This window comes from Pseudomonas panipatensis, assembly GCF_900099785.1.
Classification (GTDB): domain Bacteria; phylum Pseudomonadota; class Gammaproteobacteria; order Pseudomonadales; family Pseudomonadaceae; genus Pseudomonas; species Pseudomonas panipatensis.
In genome coordinates this window covers 121,722-138,950 of the sequence record NZ_FNDS01000003.1, presented here as the reverse complement: position 1 = coordinate 138,950, position 17,229 = coordinate 121,722, and the positions used below count along the sequence as shown (strand labels likewise).

At 65.8% G+C, this 17,229-nt stretch carries 12 protein-coding genes; 11 read left to right on the top strand and 1 reads right to left on the bottom strand.

The window, feature by feature from the left end:
• Positions 1–381 precede the first annotated feature (381 nt).
• The 11 genes from acnB (at position 382) to cobA (ending at position 16,054) form a co-directional block, all read left to right on the top strand.
• Positions 382–2,991 carry a bifunctional aconitate hydratase 2/2-methylisocitrate dehydratase gene (acnB, locus tag BLQ74_RS08505; protein ID WP_090262128.1) on the top strand — a complete coding sequence of 870 codons (2,610 nt, stop codon included), beginning with the start codon at positions 382–384 and terminating at the stop codon, positions 2,989–2,991.
• Between the two features lie 368 nt (positions 2,992–3,359).
• The gene (locus BLQ74_RS08500; RefSeq protein ID WP_090262127.1) at positions 3,360–4,556 is read left to right on the top strand and encodes a CmpA/NrtA family ABC transporter substrate-binding protein; all 1,197 of its coding nucleotides are present in this window, start codon (positions 3,360–3,362) and stop codon (positions 4,554–4,556) included.
• A 14-nt stretch (positions 4,557–4,570) separates the two neighbouring features.
• Positions 4,571–5,149, top strand: a complete 579-nt coding sequence (locus BLQ74_RS08495) for an ANTAR domain-containing response regulator (protein WP_090262126.1) — start codon at positions 4,571–4,573, stop codon at positions 5,147–5,149.
• An 86-nt stretch (positions 5,150–5,235) separates the two neighbouring features.
• Positions 5,236–5,664: a thioesterase family protein gene (locus tag BLQ74_RS08490; protein WP_090262125.1), complete on the top strand. Its 429-nt coding sequence runs from the start codon at positions 5,236–5,238 to the stop codon at positions 5,662–5,664.
• 73 nt (positions 5,665–5,737) lie between these two features.
• The gene (locus BLQ74_RS08485; RefSeq protein WP_090262124.1) at positions 5,738–6,229 is read left to right on the top strand and encodes a cytochrome C; all 492 of its coding nucleotides are present in this window, start codon (positions 5,738–5,740) and stop codon (positions 6,227–6,229) included.
• 316 nt (positions 6,230–6,545) lie between these two features.
• Positions 6,546–7,757, top strand: coding sequence for a nitrate/nitrite transporter (locus BLQ74_RS08480; protein WP_090262123.1), 1,212 nt, complete (start codon positions 6,546–6,548; stop codon positions 7,755–7,757).
• Between the two features lie 7 nt (positions 7,758–7,764).
• The gene (locus BLQ74_RS08475) at positions 7,765–9,432 is read left to right on the top strand and encodes a bifunctional protein-serine/threonine kinase/phosphatase (protein WP_090262122.1); all 1,668 of its coding nucleotides are present in this window, start codon (positions 7,765–7,767) and stop codon (positions 9,430–9,432) included.
• A gap of 270 nt (positions 9,433–9,702) precedes the next feature.
• Positions 9,703–12,168 (top strand): nitrite reductase large subunit NirB, encoded by a 2,466-nt coding sequence (nirB, locus tag BLQ74_RS08470; RefSeq protein WP_090262121.1) that lies wholly within the window; start codon positions 9,703–9,705, stop codon positions 12,166–12,168.
• Between the two features lie 71 nt (positions 12,169–12,239).
• Positions 12,240–12,566, top strand: a complete 327-nt coding sequence (gene nirD, locus BLQ74_RS08465) for a nitrite reductase small subunit NirD (protein WP_090262120.1) — start codon at positions 12,240–12,242, stop codon at positions 12,564–12,566.
• Positions 12,567–12,600: 34 nt separating this feature from the next.
• A complete protein-coding gene (locus BLQ74_RS08460) occupies positions 12,601–15,309 on the top strand; it encodes a nitrate reductase (RefSeq protein WP_090262119.1) in 2,709 nt (902 codons plus the stop codon).
• 10 nt (positions 15,310–15,319) lie between these two features.
• On the top strand, positions 15,320–16,054 hold the full coding sequence (gene cobA / locus BLQ74_RS08455; protein ID WP_090262118.1) for a uroporphyrinogen-III C-methyltransferase: 735 nt from the start codon (positions 15,320–15,322) through the stop codon (positions 16,052–16,054).
• Positions 16,055–16,117: 63 nt separating this feature from the next.
• On the opposite strand, the gene BLQ74_RS08450 is transcribed toward cobA, so the two are convergent.
• Entirely contained in the window at positions 16,118–17,182 is a 1,065-nt protein-coding gene (locus tag BLQ74_RS08450; RefSeq protein ID WP_090262117.1) for an OmpA family protein, read from the bottom strand.
• Positions 17,183–17,229 lie beyond the last annotated feature (47 nt).

The following is a 17,229-nucleotide window of genomic DNA, read 5'->3' as shown; positions in this document are numbered from 1 at the left end:
GCGCTGGGGTATTCTGGCAAAGCGGCATCTTAGCCCTTTGTCTAGGCAAGATCATCCTTCCGCACACGGCTTTGGCGCTTACTTTCACCCATGAATTCCAGTAGAATCAGCCCGCCTTTCACAAGGCGCAATGTCCGTTTGAAGCTGTTTTCAAAGCGTCACGAAGCACAGATTCCGGCAGCCGCGCGGTCTGGACGCCACCCTCAAGCGTCCAGTCCCTCTCGTCCCAGGCCATCCGGCGTAAAACTTTGAAAACAGCTTCTGTCTGGAGGCTGCCGATGCCGTCGTAGGTCCGTGGATTACCGTCCACCATGCCTGACGAATGGATCGGAGGGGTCTCCTGGATACGCGTCCTCCGGGACCACTGATGAGGGAAATACTGTGCTTGAAGCCTACCGCAAACACGTAGAAGAGCGTGCCGCCCAGGGCGTCGTGCCCCAGCCGCTGAACGCCGAACAGACCGCTGGTCTGGTCGAACTCCTGAAGAACCCGCCGGCCGGCGAAGAAGAATTCCTCCTCGACCTGATCACCAACCGCGTACCGCCGGGTGTTGACGAGGCCGCCTACGTCAAGGCCGGTTTCCTCTCCGCTGTCGCCAAGGGCGAAGCCAAATCCCCGCTGATCAGCAAGCAGCGCGCCGTTGAACTGCTGGGCACCATGCAGGGCGGCTACAACATCGCCACTATGGTCGAACTGCTGGACAGCGCCGAGCTGGCCAACGTCGCCGCCGAGCAACTGAAGCACACCCTGCTGATGTTCGACGCCTTCCACGATGTCGCCGAGCGCGCCAAGAAAGGCAACGCCGCCGCCAAGGCCGTGCTGCAATCCTGGGCTGACGGCGAGTGGTTCAAGGCCAAGCCGGCAGTCGCCGAGAAGATCACCCTGACCGTGTTCAAGGTGCCCGGCGAAACCAACACCGACGACCTGTCCCCGGCGCCCGACGCCTGGTCGCGTCCGGACATCCCGCTGCACGCCCTGGCCATGCTGAAGATGGCTCGTGACGGCATCGAGCCGGTTCAGCCGGGCTCCGTCGGCCCGCTGAAGCAAATCGAAGCGGTCAAGGCCAAGGGCTTCCCGGTCGCCTACGTCGGTGACGTGGTCGGTACCGGTTCCTCCCGTAAGTCCGCCACCAACTCGGTGCTGTGGTTCTTCGGCGACGACATCCCCTACGTTCCGAACAAGCGCGCTGGCGGCTTCTGCTTCGGCACCAAGATCGCCCCGATCTTCTACAACACCATGGAAGACGCCGGCGCCCTGCCGATCGAGTTCGATTGCACCAACCTGGCCATGGGCGACGTCATCGACGTGTACCCGATGAAAGGCGAAGTGCGCCGTCACGGCAGCGATGAGCTGGTCACCACCTTCCAGCTGAAGACCGACGTGCTGCTCGACGAAGTCCGCGCCGGCGGCCGTATTCCGCTGATCGTCGGCCGTGGCCTGACCGAGAAGGCCCGTGCCGAGCTGGGCCTGGGCGCCTCCGAGCTGTTCAAGAAGCCGGAAGCTCCGGCCGACAGCGGCAAAGGCTTCACCCTGGCGCAGAAGATGGTTGGCCGCGCCTGCGGTCTGCCGGAAGGCAAAGGCGTCCGTCCGGGCACCTACTGCGAACCGAAGATGACCACCGTCGGCTCCCAGGACACCACTGGCCCGATGACCCGCGACGAGCTGAAAGACCTGGCTTGCCTGGGCTTCTCCGCCGACCTGGTGATGCAGTCCTTCTGCCACACCGCGGCCTATCCGAAGCCGATCGACGTCAAGACCCACCACACCCTGCCGGACTTCATCATGACCCGCGGCGGTGTGTCCCTGCGTCCGGGCGACGGCATCATCCACAGCTGGCTGAACCGCATGCTGCTGCCCGACACCGTCGGCACCGGCGGCGACTCGCACACCCGCTTCCCGATCGGTATCAGCTTCCCGGCCGGTTCCGGCCTGGTGGCCTTCGCCGCTGCCACCGGCGTCATGCCGCTGGACATGCCGGAGTCGGTTCTGGTGCGCTTCAAAGGCAAGATGCAGCCCGGCATCACCCTGCGTGACCTGGTGCATGCGATCCCCTACTACGCGATCCAGGCTGGCCTGCTGACCGTCGAGAAGAAGGGCAAGAAGAACATCTTCTCCGGCCGCATCCTCGAGATCGAAGGCCTGAACGACCTGACCGTCGAGCAAGCCTTCGAGCTGTCCGACGCCTCGGCCGAGCGTTCCGCTGCCGGTTGCACCATCAAGCTGCCGGAAGAGGCCATCGCCGAATACCTGAAGTCGAACATCACCCTGCTGCGCTGGATGATCGGCGAAGGTTACGGTGACGCCCGCACCCTGGAGCGTCGCGCCAAAGCGATGGAAGCCTGGCTGGCCAAGCCGCAACTGCTGGAAGCCGACAAAGACGCCGAATACGCCGCGGTCATCGAGATCGACCTGGCCGACGTCAAGGAGCCGGTACTCTGCGCCCCGAACGATCCGGACGATGCCCGCCTGCTGTCCAGCGTTCAAGGCCGCAAGATCGACGAAGTGTTCATCGGTTCCTGCATGACCAACATCGGTCACTTCCGCGCTGCCGGTAAGCTGCTGGACAAAGTCAAGGGTGGCATTCCGACCCGTCTGTGGCTGGCTCCGCCGACCAAGATGGACGCCCACCAGCTGACCGAGGAAGGCTACTACGGCATCTACGGCAAGGCTGGCGCGCGCATGGAAATGCCGGGCTGCTCGCTGTGCATGGGTAACCAGGCTCGCGTACAGACCGGTTCCACCGTCGTGTCGACCTCGACCCGTAACTTCCCGAACCGCCTGGGCGACGCTACCGACGTGTTCCTGGCATCTGCCGAGCTGGCCGCTGTCGCTTCGATCCTCGGCAAACTGCCGACCGTCGAGGAGTACATGGCCTACGCGAAAGACATCGACAGCATGGCTGCCGACGTTTACCGCTACCTGAGCTTCGACCAGATCGCCGAGTTCCGCGAAGCCGCTGCGAACGCCAAGATTCCGGTCGTTCAAGCCTAAGCCGTTCGGCATTGGAAAAGCCCCGCCTCGTGCGGGGCTTTTTCTTTTCAGGCCTGCCAATCAGCATCTTCGGCAATGCGCCAGGCCTTGCGCCTACTACTTATTGCCCATTGTCTGGAATCGCCATCCAGCTAAGGTATGCGCGGGCCCGGTCGCTTCCCCGATCGAGCCTGCGCTAGTTGTATTTAAGGGTTTAGCCCTTCTTTTCAGCCCCGCTTCGGCGGGGCTTTTTCTTTCCGGCCAGATCCTGGCATAGCGCTTGCTGCGTGACCTCCAGCGGCGACCCAACGGCGGGTCGCGCAAGACAATGGCGTCCCTTCGCCCGCCCAGGCGTGCGCGAAGCGGCGCTTTTTTGCTCAGAGGTAGCGATGACCGACAGCAGTGCCAACCTGCACCACCTGGCCTGGGTAGCAGGCTCCGACGCACCAGAAAAGAGCGTGCTCAACCTCGGCTTCATGGCCCTGAGCGACGCGGCCTCGCTCATCGTCGCGGCCACCCAGGGATTCGCCCAGCCATACGGACTGACCCTCAACCTGCAGCGACAAAGTTCCTGGGCGCAATTGCGCGACCGCCTGCTCGGCGGCGAACTCGACGCGGTGCACGGCCTGTACGGGCTGATCTATGGCGTGCAACTGGGCATCGGCGGCGTACCGGCCACCGACATGGCAGTGCTCATGGGACTGTGCCAGAACGGTCAGGCGATCAACCTCTCCGCCGCCCTGCAACGCGATGGCGTGACCACGACCGAGGCCCTGCAGCGGCTGGTCCTCGAACAGCGCACACGCCTGACCCTGGCGCACACCTTTCCTACCGGCACCCATGCGCTCTGGCTCTATTACTGGCTGGCCAGCCTGGGCATTCATCCGTTGCGCGATGTCGACACCCTGGTGATCCCACCGGCACAGATGGTCGAACACCTGCGTGCCGGGCGCATCGACGGCTTCTGTGCCGGCGGCCCCTGGGGCGCCCTGGCGATAGACGAAGGCATGGGCTTCACCCTCAGCACCAGCCAGGCGATCTGGCCGGACCACCCGGAGAAGGTGCTCGGCGCCACCCGCGCCTTCGTCGAGGAATACCCCAATGCCGCGCGCGCATTGATCATGAGCCTGCTTGATGCCAGCCGCTTCATCGACGCCAATGAAGAGAACCGCCGTGGCACCGCGAGCCTGATCAGCGGCAGCGACTATGTCGACGCGCCGCTGTCGAGCATCGAGCCACGCCTGCTCGGCTACTACCAGGACGGTCTCGGCCACGCCTGGAAGGACGCCCATCCGCTGCGCTTCCACGGCGACGGGCAAGCCAACCAGCCCTGGCTCTCGGATGGCCTGTGGTTCATGACCCAGTTCCGCCGCTGGGGCTTGCTGCGCGACGATCCGGACTATCTCGGCGTGGCCCGCCAAGTGCAGCAACGGACGCTGTACCGGGAAGCCGCCGAGGCCCTGGGCATCGCCGTGGCCGATGCAGAGATGCGCACGTCGACCCTGCTCGACGGCCGCGTCTGGAACGGCAACGACCCGGCCGGTTATGCACGCAGCTTTGCCCTGCACGCCCTTGGCGATGCCTGATGGAGACAGCCACGATGCTACGCGTCCTGCTCATCAATGACACACCGCGCAAGGTCGGGCGCCTCAAGGCAGCCCTGATCGAGGCCGGCTTCGAGGTGATCGACGAATCCGGGCTGACCATCGATCTGCCGCAGCGGGTCGAGGCGCTGCACCCGGACGTCATCCTCATCGACAGTGAGTCGCCTGGTCGCGACGTACTCGAACAGGTGGTCCTGGTGTCCCGCGACCAGCCTCGCCCGATCGTCCTGTTCACCGACGAGCACGACCCCCAGGTGATGCGCCAGGCGATCCGCTCCGGGGTCAGCGCCTACATCGTCGAAGGCATCCAGGCGGCACGCCTGCAACCGATCCTCGAAGTGGCCATGGCCCGCTTCGAGAGCGACCAGGCCCTGCGCGCGCAATTGCAGGCCCGCGAACAGCAGCTCGCCGAACGCAAGCGCATCGAACTGGCCAAGGGCTTGCTGATGAAGATGAAGGGCTGCCCGGAAGAAGAGGCCTACACCCTGATGCGCCGCCAGGCCATGAGTCGCCAGCAGAAGCTGGTACAGGTCGCCGAACAGATCATTGCGATGCACGAGATGCTCGGCCACTGACACGCATCCACGCCCGCGGCAGTCCCCAGCGCAAGCGGGAAGCACTAGAATCGGCGCCCTTCCCCCTCCACACGCACAAGGTTTCCATGGCCCGCCTGACGCTCGAGTTTCCCGACGAATACTTCTGCTACCAGACCCACCTGACGGTCCGGGTCACCGATATCAATGGCGCCAACCACCTGGGCAACGACTCGATGATCTCGATGATCTCCGAGGCCCGCGCACGCTTCCTGTTCGACTACGGCATCCGCGAGACGGGGATCATCGTCACCGACCTGGCCACCACCTATCGCGCCGAGGCCCATGCCCGCGACCAGTTGCTGTTCGAGGTCGGGGTGATGGATTTCAACAAGTACGGCGGTGACATCATCTTCCGCATCAGTCGCCCGGCCGACGGCAAGCTGGTGGCCATGGCCAAGTCCGGCTTCGTCTTCTTCGATTACCAGGCTGGCAAGGTGATCCCGATTCCCGAGTCGTTCCGCGCCACCTTCCCCAACGTCAACCAGGTCGCCTGATCGAGGCAGGCGGGCGGGCGCCACGCTATACCTTTGATGCGGTAAACAGATCGCCATCAGAGGAGATTCCACCATGCCGTCCTTACCCGCCGCAGGGGCACTGTCCGGCTGCCTGTGCCTGTTCCCCCTTCTGGCTGCCACGGCTGCGCTCGCCGAGGAAGCGGATCACTTGCAACGCGGCCGCTACCTGGTCCAGGTGGCTGGCTGCAACGATTGCCACACCCCCGGCTATGCCATGGCTCCGGAAAAGGTGCCGGAAAGCCTCTGGCTGACCGGCGATCAACTGGGCTGGAGCGGCCCCTGGGGCACGACCTACCCGGCCAACCTGCGCCTGTTCATGCAGGGCTACAGCGAAGAGCAATGGCTGGATGCCGCGCACAAGGCCAATTTCCGCCCGCCCATGCCGTCCCACGCCCTGCGCGTGATGCACGATGACGATCTGCGCAGCCTTTATCGATACATTCGCCATCTCGGCCCGGCCGGACAAGCGGCGCCCGCCTACCTGCCGCCCGGCACCCAACCCACGGGGCCAGCGGTGCTCTTCCCGCAGCCACCAGCGTCCTGAGTCGCCCCACGGGGGAGCATGTGCTACCGGCCAACGCCCTGTTCTGGTTCAGCGAATTTCCCCCATCGGCGTCATAAGCATCTGAATTTTCTAATTTTCTTTTCATTGGCCCGGCCCTTGCTGTGGCCAATGCAGTGGTAATCAACGGCGGTTACCCGAAACACGACAAAGGCGTCGCGTCCACCCCGCTCAGGCGGTCGGTGGCGCGGCGCCTTTTTCGTTTGCCCCGGCGCTGGGGCAGCAGGACTTCCTCGACCCGCTGACTGCCACGCGCGCAGCCTGCCGGTGCCCTCAACCGTTGCTGATGAGGTGTTCAATGAACACGAGTTTCTGGAAAGCCGGCCATGCGCCGACCCTGTTCGCCGCCTTTCTCTATTTCGACCTGAGCTTCATGGTCTGGTACCTGCTCGGCCCACTGGCGGTGCAGATCGCCAGCGACCTGCAATTGACCACCCAGCAACGCGCGCTGATGGTCGCCACGCCGATCCTCTCCGGCGCCGTGCTGCGCTTCCTGATGGGCCTGCTGGCCGATCGCTGGTCGCCGAAGAGCGCCGGCCTGTGCGGCCAGGTCGTCGTCATCGGCACGCTCATCGGCGCCTGGACGCTGGGTATCCATAGCCTGCACCAGGCCCTGCTGCTCGGCGTGCTGCTGGGCATGGCCGGTGCGTCCTTCGCCGTCGCCTTGCCGCTGGCCTCGCAATGGTACCCGGCGCAACACCAGGGCAAGGCCATGGGCATCGCCGGCGCCGGCAACTCCGGCACCGTGTTCGCCGCCCTCTTCGCCCCGGCCCTGGCTGCCGCCTTCGGCTGGCAGAACGTCTTCGGCTTCGCCCTGCTGCCGTTGCTGCTGGTCCTGGCGGCCTTCGCCCTGCTCGCCCGCAACGCCCCCGAACGGCCCGCGCCCAAGGCCGTGGGCGACTACTTGAAAGCCCTCGCCGACCGTGACAGCTGGTGGTTCATGTTCTTCTACAGCGTGACCTTCGGCGGCTTCCTCGGCCTGGCCAGTACCCTGCCCGGCTACTTCCACGACCAGTACAGCCTGGACCCGGTCAAGGCCGGCTACTACACCGCCGCCTGCGTCTTCGCCGGGAGCCTGATGCGCCCCCTCGGTGGAGCCCTGGCCGATCGCGTCGGCGGTATCCGCAGCCTGCTGCTGATGTACACCGTCGCCTCCGTCTGCATCGCCGCCGTCGGCTTCCATCTGCCCAGCGCCGTGGCCGCCCTGAGCCTCTTCGTGGTCGCCATGCTCAGCCTGGGCGCCGGCAATGGCGCGGTCTTCCAACTGGTGCCGCAACGTTTCCGCCACAGCATCGGGGTCATGACCGGGCTGATCGGCATGGCCGGCGGCATCGGCGGCTTCTGCCTGACCGCCGGGCTCGGCGCGATCAAGCAGAGTTCCGGCGACTACCAGCTCGGCCTCTGGCTGTTCGCCTCGCTCGGCGTGCTCGCCTGGTTCGGCCTGCACAATGTCAAACAGCGCTGGCGGACCACCTGGGGCAGCGCCGCGGTGACCGCCGCGCGTGTCTGAGGCCGGCATGGGCCTGCGGGTCAGCTTCGCCCAGGCCAGCGCCTGCGGGCCACGGGCGGAGAACCAGGACGCGCTGCGGGCGGTCACTCCGCCTGCGGCACTGGCGGCCAGCAAGGGGCTGTTGTTCGCCCTGGCCGACGGCGTCAGTCAATGTGCCGACGGCGGCCTGGCCGCGCGCCTGACCGTGCAGGCACTGGCCAGCGACTACTATGCGACGCCCGAGACCTGGGCCATCGCCCAGGCCCTGGAGCGCCTGCTGCTCTCGCAGAATCGCTGGCTGCGCGCCAACGGCGCAGGCCAGCCGCTGCTGACCACCCTCACCGCGCTGATCCTGCGCGGCCGCCGCTTCACCCTCGCGCACGTCGGTGACTGTCGCCTGTACCGCTGGCAGGACGGGCAGTTGCAATGCCTGACCGAGGACCATGTCTGGGACCAACCGGGCATGCAGCATGTGCTCAAGCGCGCCCTCGGCCTCGACCAGCATCTGGTGGTGGACTACCGCGACGGCGAGCTGCAGCCCGGCCAGGCCTTCCTGCTGGTCAGCGACGGTGTCTGGGCCAGCCTGGGCGATGCGGGCATCCGCCGCATACTCGGCGACTCAACGACGCCCCAGGACAGCGTCGACGCCCTGGTCAGGGCGGCTCACCTGGCCGGCAGCCAGGACAACGCCAGCGCCTTGCTGGTGCGCATCGACAACCTGCCGGCGAGCGGCCTGGGGGACACCCTGGCGCAACTCGGCGACTGGCCGCTGCCACCGTTACTGCGCCCGGGCCAGGACTTCGAGGGCTGGCAGGTACAGGGCACCCTGGCGCAGTCCCGTCAGTCACTGATCTACCGCGTGCTCGATCGCCAGCAACGCGCCTGGCTGCTGAAAACGCTGCCCAGCGCGCTGCGGGACGATCAGCGCGCCGCCCAGGCGCTGCTGCTGGAGGAATGGTTCCTGCGCCGTGTGCAGGGGCGCTATTTCCCGGAGCTGCATGGCCTGCCGCAGCGCCAACACCTGTATTACGTGATGCGCGAATACCCCGGGCAAACCCTCGCCGAGCAACTGCACCAGCAGGGTCCGCTCAGCCTCAACGATTGGCAGGACACCGCCTCGCGCCTGCTCCGCGCCCTCGGGCAACTGCACAGGCGCAACATCCTGCATCGCGACATCAAGCCGGAAAACCTGCATCGCGGCGCGGATGGCGAGCTGCGCCTGCTCGACTTCGGCCTGGCCTTCTGCCCCGGACTGTCCGGCGACGAACCGCACAGCCTGCCCGGGACACCGTCCTACCTGGCGCCGGAGGCGTTCCAGGGCGCCGCGCCAGATGCCCGGCAAGACCTCTACGGCGCCGGCGCCACGCTCTACCGCCTGCTCTGCGGGCAATATCCCTACGGTGAAATCGAGGCCTTCCAGCACCCCCGCTTCGGCCAGCCGACGGCGCCCAGTCGCTATCGGCCCGACCTGCCGGCCTGGCTCGAAACCTGGTTGCTGCGGGCGCTGCACAGCGACCCGGCGCAGCGCTTCGAAACCGCCGAGGAATGCCTGCTGGCGCTGGAACAAGGCGAGCGCCAAGCCGGCTTGCGTCCGACGCCGCTGCTGGCACGCCACCCGCTGCGCTTCTGGCGCGGCCTGGCGCTGGTTTCCCTGCTGGCCAACCTCCTGCTGCTACTCGCCTGGTTGCAGCACTGAACATGCACCAGATCGACTCCACACGCCTCACGGCAGTGCACGAAAGCCCGGGGAAGCGCTCGCGGCAATGCCCCCAAGCCCCGCGCCATGCGCCTCCCAGGGAATTGGCACGGCACCTGCAATAACACTGGCAACAATTTACAAAAGCGCGGACCTCAACGACGAGGGCCGCACTTCCCGATCGATCGGGACTTGGACAAAGGCGTCCTCGCTGGGCAACCAGCGGGACGCCTTTTTTGTTTTCCGGATTCCTGAACGGGAGCCCCAGACATGAAAAAGCTCAAGCTCGTCCTGATCGGCAACGGCATGGCCGGCATCCGCACCCTCGAAGAACTGCTGAAGATCGCCCCGGACCTCTACGAGATCACCGTGTTCGGTGCCGAGCCGCACCCCAACTACAACCGCATCCTGCTCTCGCCGGTGCTGGCCGGCGAGCAGGCTTTCGAGGACATCGTTCTCAACGACCTCAACTGGTATGCGGAAAACGGCATTCGCCTGCTGCTCGACCGCAAGGTAGTGCAGATCGACCGGCGCCAGCGCCGGGTGATCGCCGCCGACGGCAGCGAGGCCGAGTATGACCGTCTGCTCATCGCCACCGGCTCCAATCCCTTTATCCTGCCGGTGCCGGGCAATCGCCTGGATGGCGTGATCGGCTATCGCGACATCGCCGACACGCAAGTGATGATCGACACCGCCAAACGCCACAGCCACGCGGTGGTCATCGGCGGCGGCCTGCTCGGTCTGGAGGCTGCCAACGGCCTCAAGCAGCGCGGCATGGACGTGACCGTGGTGCACCTCTCCGACTGGCTGCTGGAGCGCCAGCTCGACCGCACCGCCGGCAAACTCCTGCAGAGCGCCCTGGAGGCACGCGGCATCAAGTTCCGCCTGAATACCGTCACCGACGAACTGATGGACAACGGCGAAGGCCGCGTCTGCGCGGTGCGCTTCAAGGATGGCGACGTGGTCCCGGCCGACCTGGTGGTGATGGCCGCCGGTATTCGCCCGAACACCGAGCTGGCGGAAAAGTCCGGCATCCCGTGCAACCGCGGCATCCTGGTCAACGACACCCTGCAGACCTACGACCCGCGCATCTACGCCATCGGCGAATGCGCCAGCCATCGCGGCATCGCCTACGGCCTGGTGGCACCGCTGTTCGAGCAGGCCAAGGTCTGCGCCAACCACCTGGCCCAGTTCGGCTTCGCCAGCTACAAAGGCTCGGTGACCTCGACCAAGCTCAAGGTGACCGGCATCGACCTGTTTTCCGCCGGCGACTTCATGGGCGGCGAAGGCACCGAGACCATCACCCTCTCCGACCCCATCGGCGGTGTCTACAAGAAACTGGTGATCAAGGACGACGTACTGGTCGGCGCCTGCCTCTATGGCGATACCGCCGACGGTGGCTGGTACTTCCGGCAGATCCGCGAAAGCCAGAATGTGGCGCAGTTCCGCGACCACCTGATGTTCGGCACGGCCGGTCTAGGCGAAGGCAGCCTGGGCGACGTCGGCCACCAGGGCCAGCACCGCGCCTCCAGCATGCCCGACAGCGCCGAGGTCTGCGGCTGCAACGGCGTCTGCAAGGGCACCATCGTCAAGGCCATCCAGGAAAACGGCCTGTTCAGCGTCGACGAGGTGAAAAAGCACACCAAGGCGGCCAGCTCCTGCGGCTCCTGCGCCGGGCTGGTGGAGCAGATCCTGATCAGCACCGTCGGCGGCGCCGCCGAGGTCAAGCCAAAGAGCGAGAAAGCCATCTGCGGCTGCAGCGACCTCAACCACGGGCAGGTACGCAAGGCCATCCGCGAGCACCACCTGACCTCCATGGCCGAAGCCATGCGCTTCATGGATTGGAACACGGCCAACGGCTGCGCGACCTGCCGCCCGGCGCTGAACTATTACCTGATCTCCACCTGGCCGGACGAAGCCAAGGACGACCCGCAGTCGCGCCTGATCAACGAACGCGCCCACGCCAACATCCAGAAGGACGGCACCTATTCGGTGGTGCCGCGCATGTGGGGCGGCGTCACCAACCCCGCCGAACTGCGGCGCATCGCCGATGTCGCCGACAAGTACAAGGTGCCCATGGTCAAGGTCACTGGTGGCCAGCGCATCGACCTGTTGGGCGTGAAGAAGGAAGACCTGCCGGCGATCTGGAAGGACCTCGACATGCCTTCCGGCCACGCCTACGGCAAGTCCATCCGCACCGTGAAGACCTGCGTGGGCAGCGAGTTCTGCCGCTTCGGCACGCAGAACTCGACGCAACTGGGCATCGACCTGGAACACGACCTGTTCAACATGTGGTCGCCGCACAAGGTCAAGCTGGCGGTCTCCGGCTGCCCGCGCAACTGCGCCGAGGCCGGCATCAAGGACATCGGCATCATCGGCGTGGACTCTGGCTGGGAGCTCTACATCGGCGGTAACGGCGGGATCAAGACCGAGGTCGCGGAGTTCTTCGTCAAGCTCAAGAGCGCCGAGGAGGTCCGCGAGTACAGCGGTGCCTTCCTGCAGCTGTACCGCGAAGAAGCCTTCTACCTGGAGCGCACCGTGCACTACCTGCAGCGCGTCGGCATGCAGCACATCAAGCAGGCCGTGCTGGAGGACGCGGAAAAGCGCAAGGCGCTGCACGCACGCCTGCAGTTCGCCCTGTCGCTGGAGCAGGACCCCTGGCAACAGCGCATCGAACAGCCGCAGCTGAAGAAGGAGTTCGAGCGAATTCCTCTGCAACAGCTGGAACCGGCCTGACCCCACCTGAAGCGCCCTCCTCCCTCGACGGGAGGAGGCCGAACGTCGCCACCGTATCTCGGGAGAACACCATGAACTGGATGGATATCTGCGCCCTGGAAGACATCACCCCGCTCGGCTCGCGCATCGTTGCCGGGCCGCGCGGCGACATCGCTCTGTTCCGCACCGCCGCCGACGAAGTCTTCGCCCTCGACGACCGTTGCCCGCACAAGGGCGGCCCGTTATCCCAGGGGCTGATCTACGGCAAGCGGGTGGCCTGCCCACTGCACAACTGGCAGATCGAACTGGAAAGCGGCGAAGCGGTGGCCCCGGACGTCGGTTGCGCGCACCGCCACCCGGTGCGCGTGGAGAACGGCCGCGTGCTGCTGGCGCTCAGGCACGTCGCCGCCTGCGCCTGATACCGGCCTGCCTGTCCGACTGCGGGAGATCGCCATGTCCTCTACCCAAACCACCGCCAGCACCTGCTGCTATTGCGGCGTCGGCTGCGGCGTCCTGATCGAGCACGACGGCGAACGCATCCTCGGCGTGCGCGGCGACCCAGAGCACCCCGCCAACCTCGGCCGCTTGTGCAGCAAAGGCGCCAACCTGCACCTCAGTGGCGACCTCGCCGCCCGCGCGCGCTACCCGGAACTACGCCTGGGCAAGCAACTGGCGCGCAGCCGAAGCGACTGGGACAGCGCCCTCGATCACGCCGCCGCGGTGTTCGCCGAAAGCATCCGCGAACACGGTCCGGACAGCGTTGCCTTCTATGTCTCCGGGCAATTGCTGAGCGAGGACTACTACGCCTTCAACAAACTGGCCCGCGCCCTCATCGGCAGCAACAACATCGACAGCAACTCGCGGCTGTGCATGTCCTCCGCCGTGGTCGGCTACAAGCGCAGCCTGGGCGCCGACGCCCCGCCCTGCAGCTATGAAGACCTGGAGCTGAGCGACTGCGTAATGATCGCCGGCAGCAACATGGCCTACGCCCACCCGGTGCTGTTCCGCCGCCTGGAGGCAGCCAAGGCGCAACGCCCGGAGATGAAAGTCATCGTCATCGACCCACGGCGTACCGACACCTGCGAACTGGCCGACCTGCACCTGGCGATCCAGCCGGGCACCGACGTCGCGCTGTTCCACGGCATCCTCCACCTGCTGCTGTGGGAAGGCTGGGTCGACCGCGCATTCATCGAGGCGCACACCCAGGGCTTCGACGAACTCAAGGCGCTGGTGCGCGACTACGGCCCGCTGGCGGTAGCGGAGATCTGCGGCATCCGCGTGGAAGACCTGCAACGCTGCGCCGAATGGATCGGCCGCGCGCCGAGCTTTCTCTCCCTGTGGTGCATGGGCCTGAACCAGTCGACGGCCGGCAGCGCGAAGAACAGCGCGCTGATCAACCTGCACCTGGCCACCGGGCAGATTGGCCGCCCAGGCGCCGGACCGTTTTCCCTCACCGGGCAACCGAACGCCATGGGCGGGCGCGAAACCGGCAGCCTGGCCAACCTGCTGCCGGGCCACCGCGAGGCCGCCAACCCCGAGCACCGCGCCGAGGTGGCGCGCTACTGGGGCGTCGACGACCTGCCCGCGACGCCGGGCCTGACCGCCGTCGAACTCTTCGATGCGGTACGCGCCGGGCGCATCAAGGCACTCTGGATCGCCTGCACCAACCCCGCGCAGTCCCTGCCCAACCAACAGCAGGTACGCCAGGCACTGGAAGCCTGTCCCTTCGTGGTGGTGCAGGAAGCCTTCGCCAGCAGCGAAACCTGCCGCTACGCCGATCTGCTGCTGCCAGCGTCCAGTTGGGGCGAGAAAGAAGGCACGGTGACCAACTCCGAACGCCGCATCAGCCATGTCCGTCGCGCCATAGCCGCGCCCGGCGAGGCGCGCGCCGACTGGGCCATTGCCTGCGACTTCGGCCGCCGCCTGGAACGCCGGCTGCGCCCCGGACAGCCCAGCCTGTTCGCCTTCGACCAGCCGCAGGCAGTGTTCGACGAATACCGGCAACTGACCCGCGGACGCGACCTGGATATCAGCGGCATCGACTATGCGCTGCTCGACCGCGACGGCCCGCAGCAATGGCCCCGCCCCGCCGGCGCACAGCGCGGCACGCCGCGTCTGTACAGCGACGGGCGCTTCGCCACCGCCAGCGGCCGCGCGCAGTTCATCGCCGAGACCTATCGTGCGCCACAGGAGCGACGCGAAGCGCGCTATCCGCTGATCCTCAACACCGGCCGCCTGCGCGACCAGTGGCACGGCATGACCCGGACCGGTACCCTCGCCCAGGCCTTCGGCCATGTCGAAGAAGCCCGCCTCGGCCTGCACCCGGCAGACATGCGCCGGCGTCACCTGAACGACGGTCAACTGGTGCGCCTGGCCAGCCGGCGCGGCAGCCTGGTCCTGCCCGTGCAGAGCGACGACAACCTGCTGCCGGGCCAAGCCTTCCTGCCAATGCACTGGGGCGAACGCTTCCTCAAGGGTTTAGGGGTGAACGCCCTGACCCTGCCGACCGTCGACCCGCTGTCACGCCAGCCAGAACTCAAGCATGCCGCCGTGGAGGTCAGCGCCGTCGAACTGCCCTGGCAATTCTTCGCCCTGGTCGAAGACCAGGTGCAGGCACGTTTCGCCGCGCTACGCCCACTCTTCGAGGCGCTCGACTATGCCAGCTTCAGCCTGGTCGGCCGTGAACGCCCGGCCCTGCAGATCCGCGCCGCGCACGCCAGCCCGCCGGACCCGGCCTGGCTGCAACGCATTGATGCAGTGCTGGAGCTGAACGACGGCCCGGTGCTGGCCTACGACGATCCACGCCGCGCACAAGGCAAACGCGTCCGCCTCGAAGAAGGCCGCATCCTCGGTCTGCGCCTGGCCGGAACGGACATCGCCTACGACTGGCTCAAGGCCCTCTGGCTGTCTGGCGAGAGCGACGCCGATCTGCGCCGCAAACTGCTTGCGCCAGCCGGAGCGCAGTCGAGCACCACCACGGACAAGACCCTGTGCAGCTGCATGAATGTCAGCCTCAGCCGAATCCGTGGCGCTATCGCCAAGGGTCTCGACCTGGACGGACTCAAACGCGAACTGGGCTGCGGCACCCAATGCGGGTCCTGCGTGCCGGAAATCAAACGACTGCTGGCCAGCGAAAGCGGCGCCATCGCCGTCAATGCCTGAGGAGTTGCTCATGAGTGGAAAAGTCTGGCTGGTCGGCGCGGGTCCGGGCGATCCGGAGCTGCTCACCCTGAAGGCTGCCAAGGTGCTGCAAGGCGCCGAAGTGGTTCTGCTGGATGACTTGGTCAATTCGCAGTTGCTGGAGCACTGCCCCAGGGCACGCGTGCTGCGCGTCGGTAAACGCGGCGGCTGCCGCTCCACACCGCAAGACTTCATTCACCGCCTGATGCTGCGCTATGCGCGACAAGGCCGGCGAGTGGTCCGCCTGAAAGGCGGCGACCCCTGCATTTTCGGGCGCGGTGGAGAAGAAGCCGAGTGGCTCGGCGCCCGCGGTATCGAGTGTGAACTGGTCAATGGCATCACTGCCGGCCTGGCCGCCGCCAGCCAGTGCGGCATCCCCCTCACCCTGCGCGGCATCAGCCGCGGCGTAAGCCTGGTCACTGCGCACACTCAGGACGATAGCGTGCCGAACTGGCCAGCCCTGGCCCAAGGCGGCACCACCTTGGTGGTGTATATGGGTGTGGCGCGGTTAGCCGACATTCGCGATGGCCTGCTGGCCGGCGGAATGCGCGCCAACATGCCAGTAGCGATGATCGAAAATGCCTCGCTGCCACAACAGCGCGAATGCCGCAGCAACCTGTCCCGCATGCTGGCCGATGCCACGGCGTTCCACCTGAGCAGCCCGGCGGTATTGATCATCGGTGATGTCGCCACTCGCGCCGAACAGGCGTTGGCGCGCAGCGCCTGAACGATTTTCGCGGGCAAAGAAAAACCCGGCCAAGGCCGGGTTTCTCTCGGAGCTCAGGCGAACTTACTGCTGTTTGCCTTGGGCTTCTACTTGCGCTTCTACGCGACGGTTAACAGCGCGGCCTTCAGCGGTGCTGTTGTCAGCAACCGGACGGCTCTCGCCATAACCAACAGCGTTCACGCGGCTACCTTGTACACCGTAGGTGTTGACCAGTACGTCACGAACAGCGCTGGCGCGACGCTCGGACAGTTTCTGGTTGTAGGCGTCGGTGCCGACGGAGTCGGTGTGGCCTTCAACGGTGGTGGTGGTCTTCGGATACTGCTTCATGAAGTCAGCCAGGTTCTTGATGTCAGCGTAGCTGTTCTCTTTGACCTTGGCTTTGTCGAAGTCGAACTTCACGTCCAGCTGAACGCGAACGACTTCAGCAACGGCCGGGCAGCCATTGGCATCAACGGTGACGTTGGCCGGGGTGTTCGGGCACTTGTCGACGTTGTCGCAGACGCCGTCGTGGTCCGCATCGGAGCAGACTTCAGCAACCGGCTCAGGAGCCGGGGCCGGCTTGGTGGCGCCGCCGCCGAAGTTCATGCCGACGCCCACGCCAGCCATCCACTCGCCCTGGTGACCGTTGTCACGCTTCTCCAGGCCGTACTGGCCGTCGAGGCTGGCCTTGGCGTAGAAATTGTCGGTGAAGTAGTACTTCAGACCAGCACCGATGTTGGCCAGGGTCAGGTTCTGACGGCTGCCGTTGTCATCGTGGATATTGGTCAGGCTCTGGTGACCGATACCTGCCGATACGTACGGACGCAGGCCGACACCCGGAGTGCCGAAGTGGTAGATGGCGTCCAGGGAGGTCAGGTTGCCATGGACCTTCTTGTTGCCGGTCTCGTAGGTGCCACGAATGTCGTGGTACTCACCGTAGGACAGCGCCAGCTCAACGTCGTCGGTCAGGAAGTAGCCTACCGATGCGCCGTACAGATCGCCATTTTTCATGTCGCGGGCGCTGTCGGTGAAGTAGCGCTTGCCGAAAGCTTCCACCTCGACCGAGTTCTGGCCTTGAGCGAACGCATTCACAGCGGAGGCGGCGATCAAGGAGCCGATAACGACGCCTAAGGTGTTCTTCAGTTTCATCCGTTAAATCCCCATCTTGGTGGTCAGTAAGTTGTCCGCTACCAAAG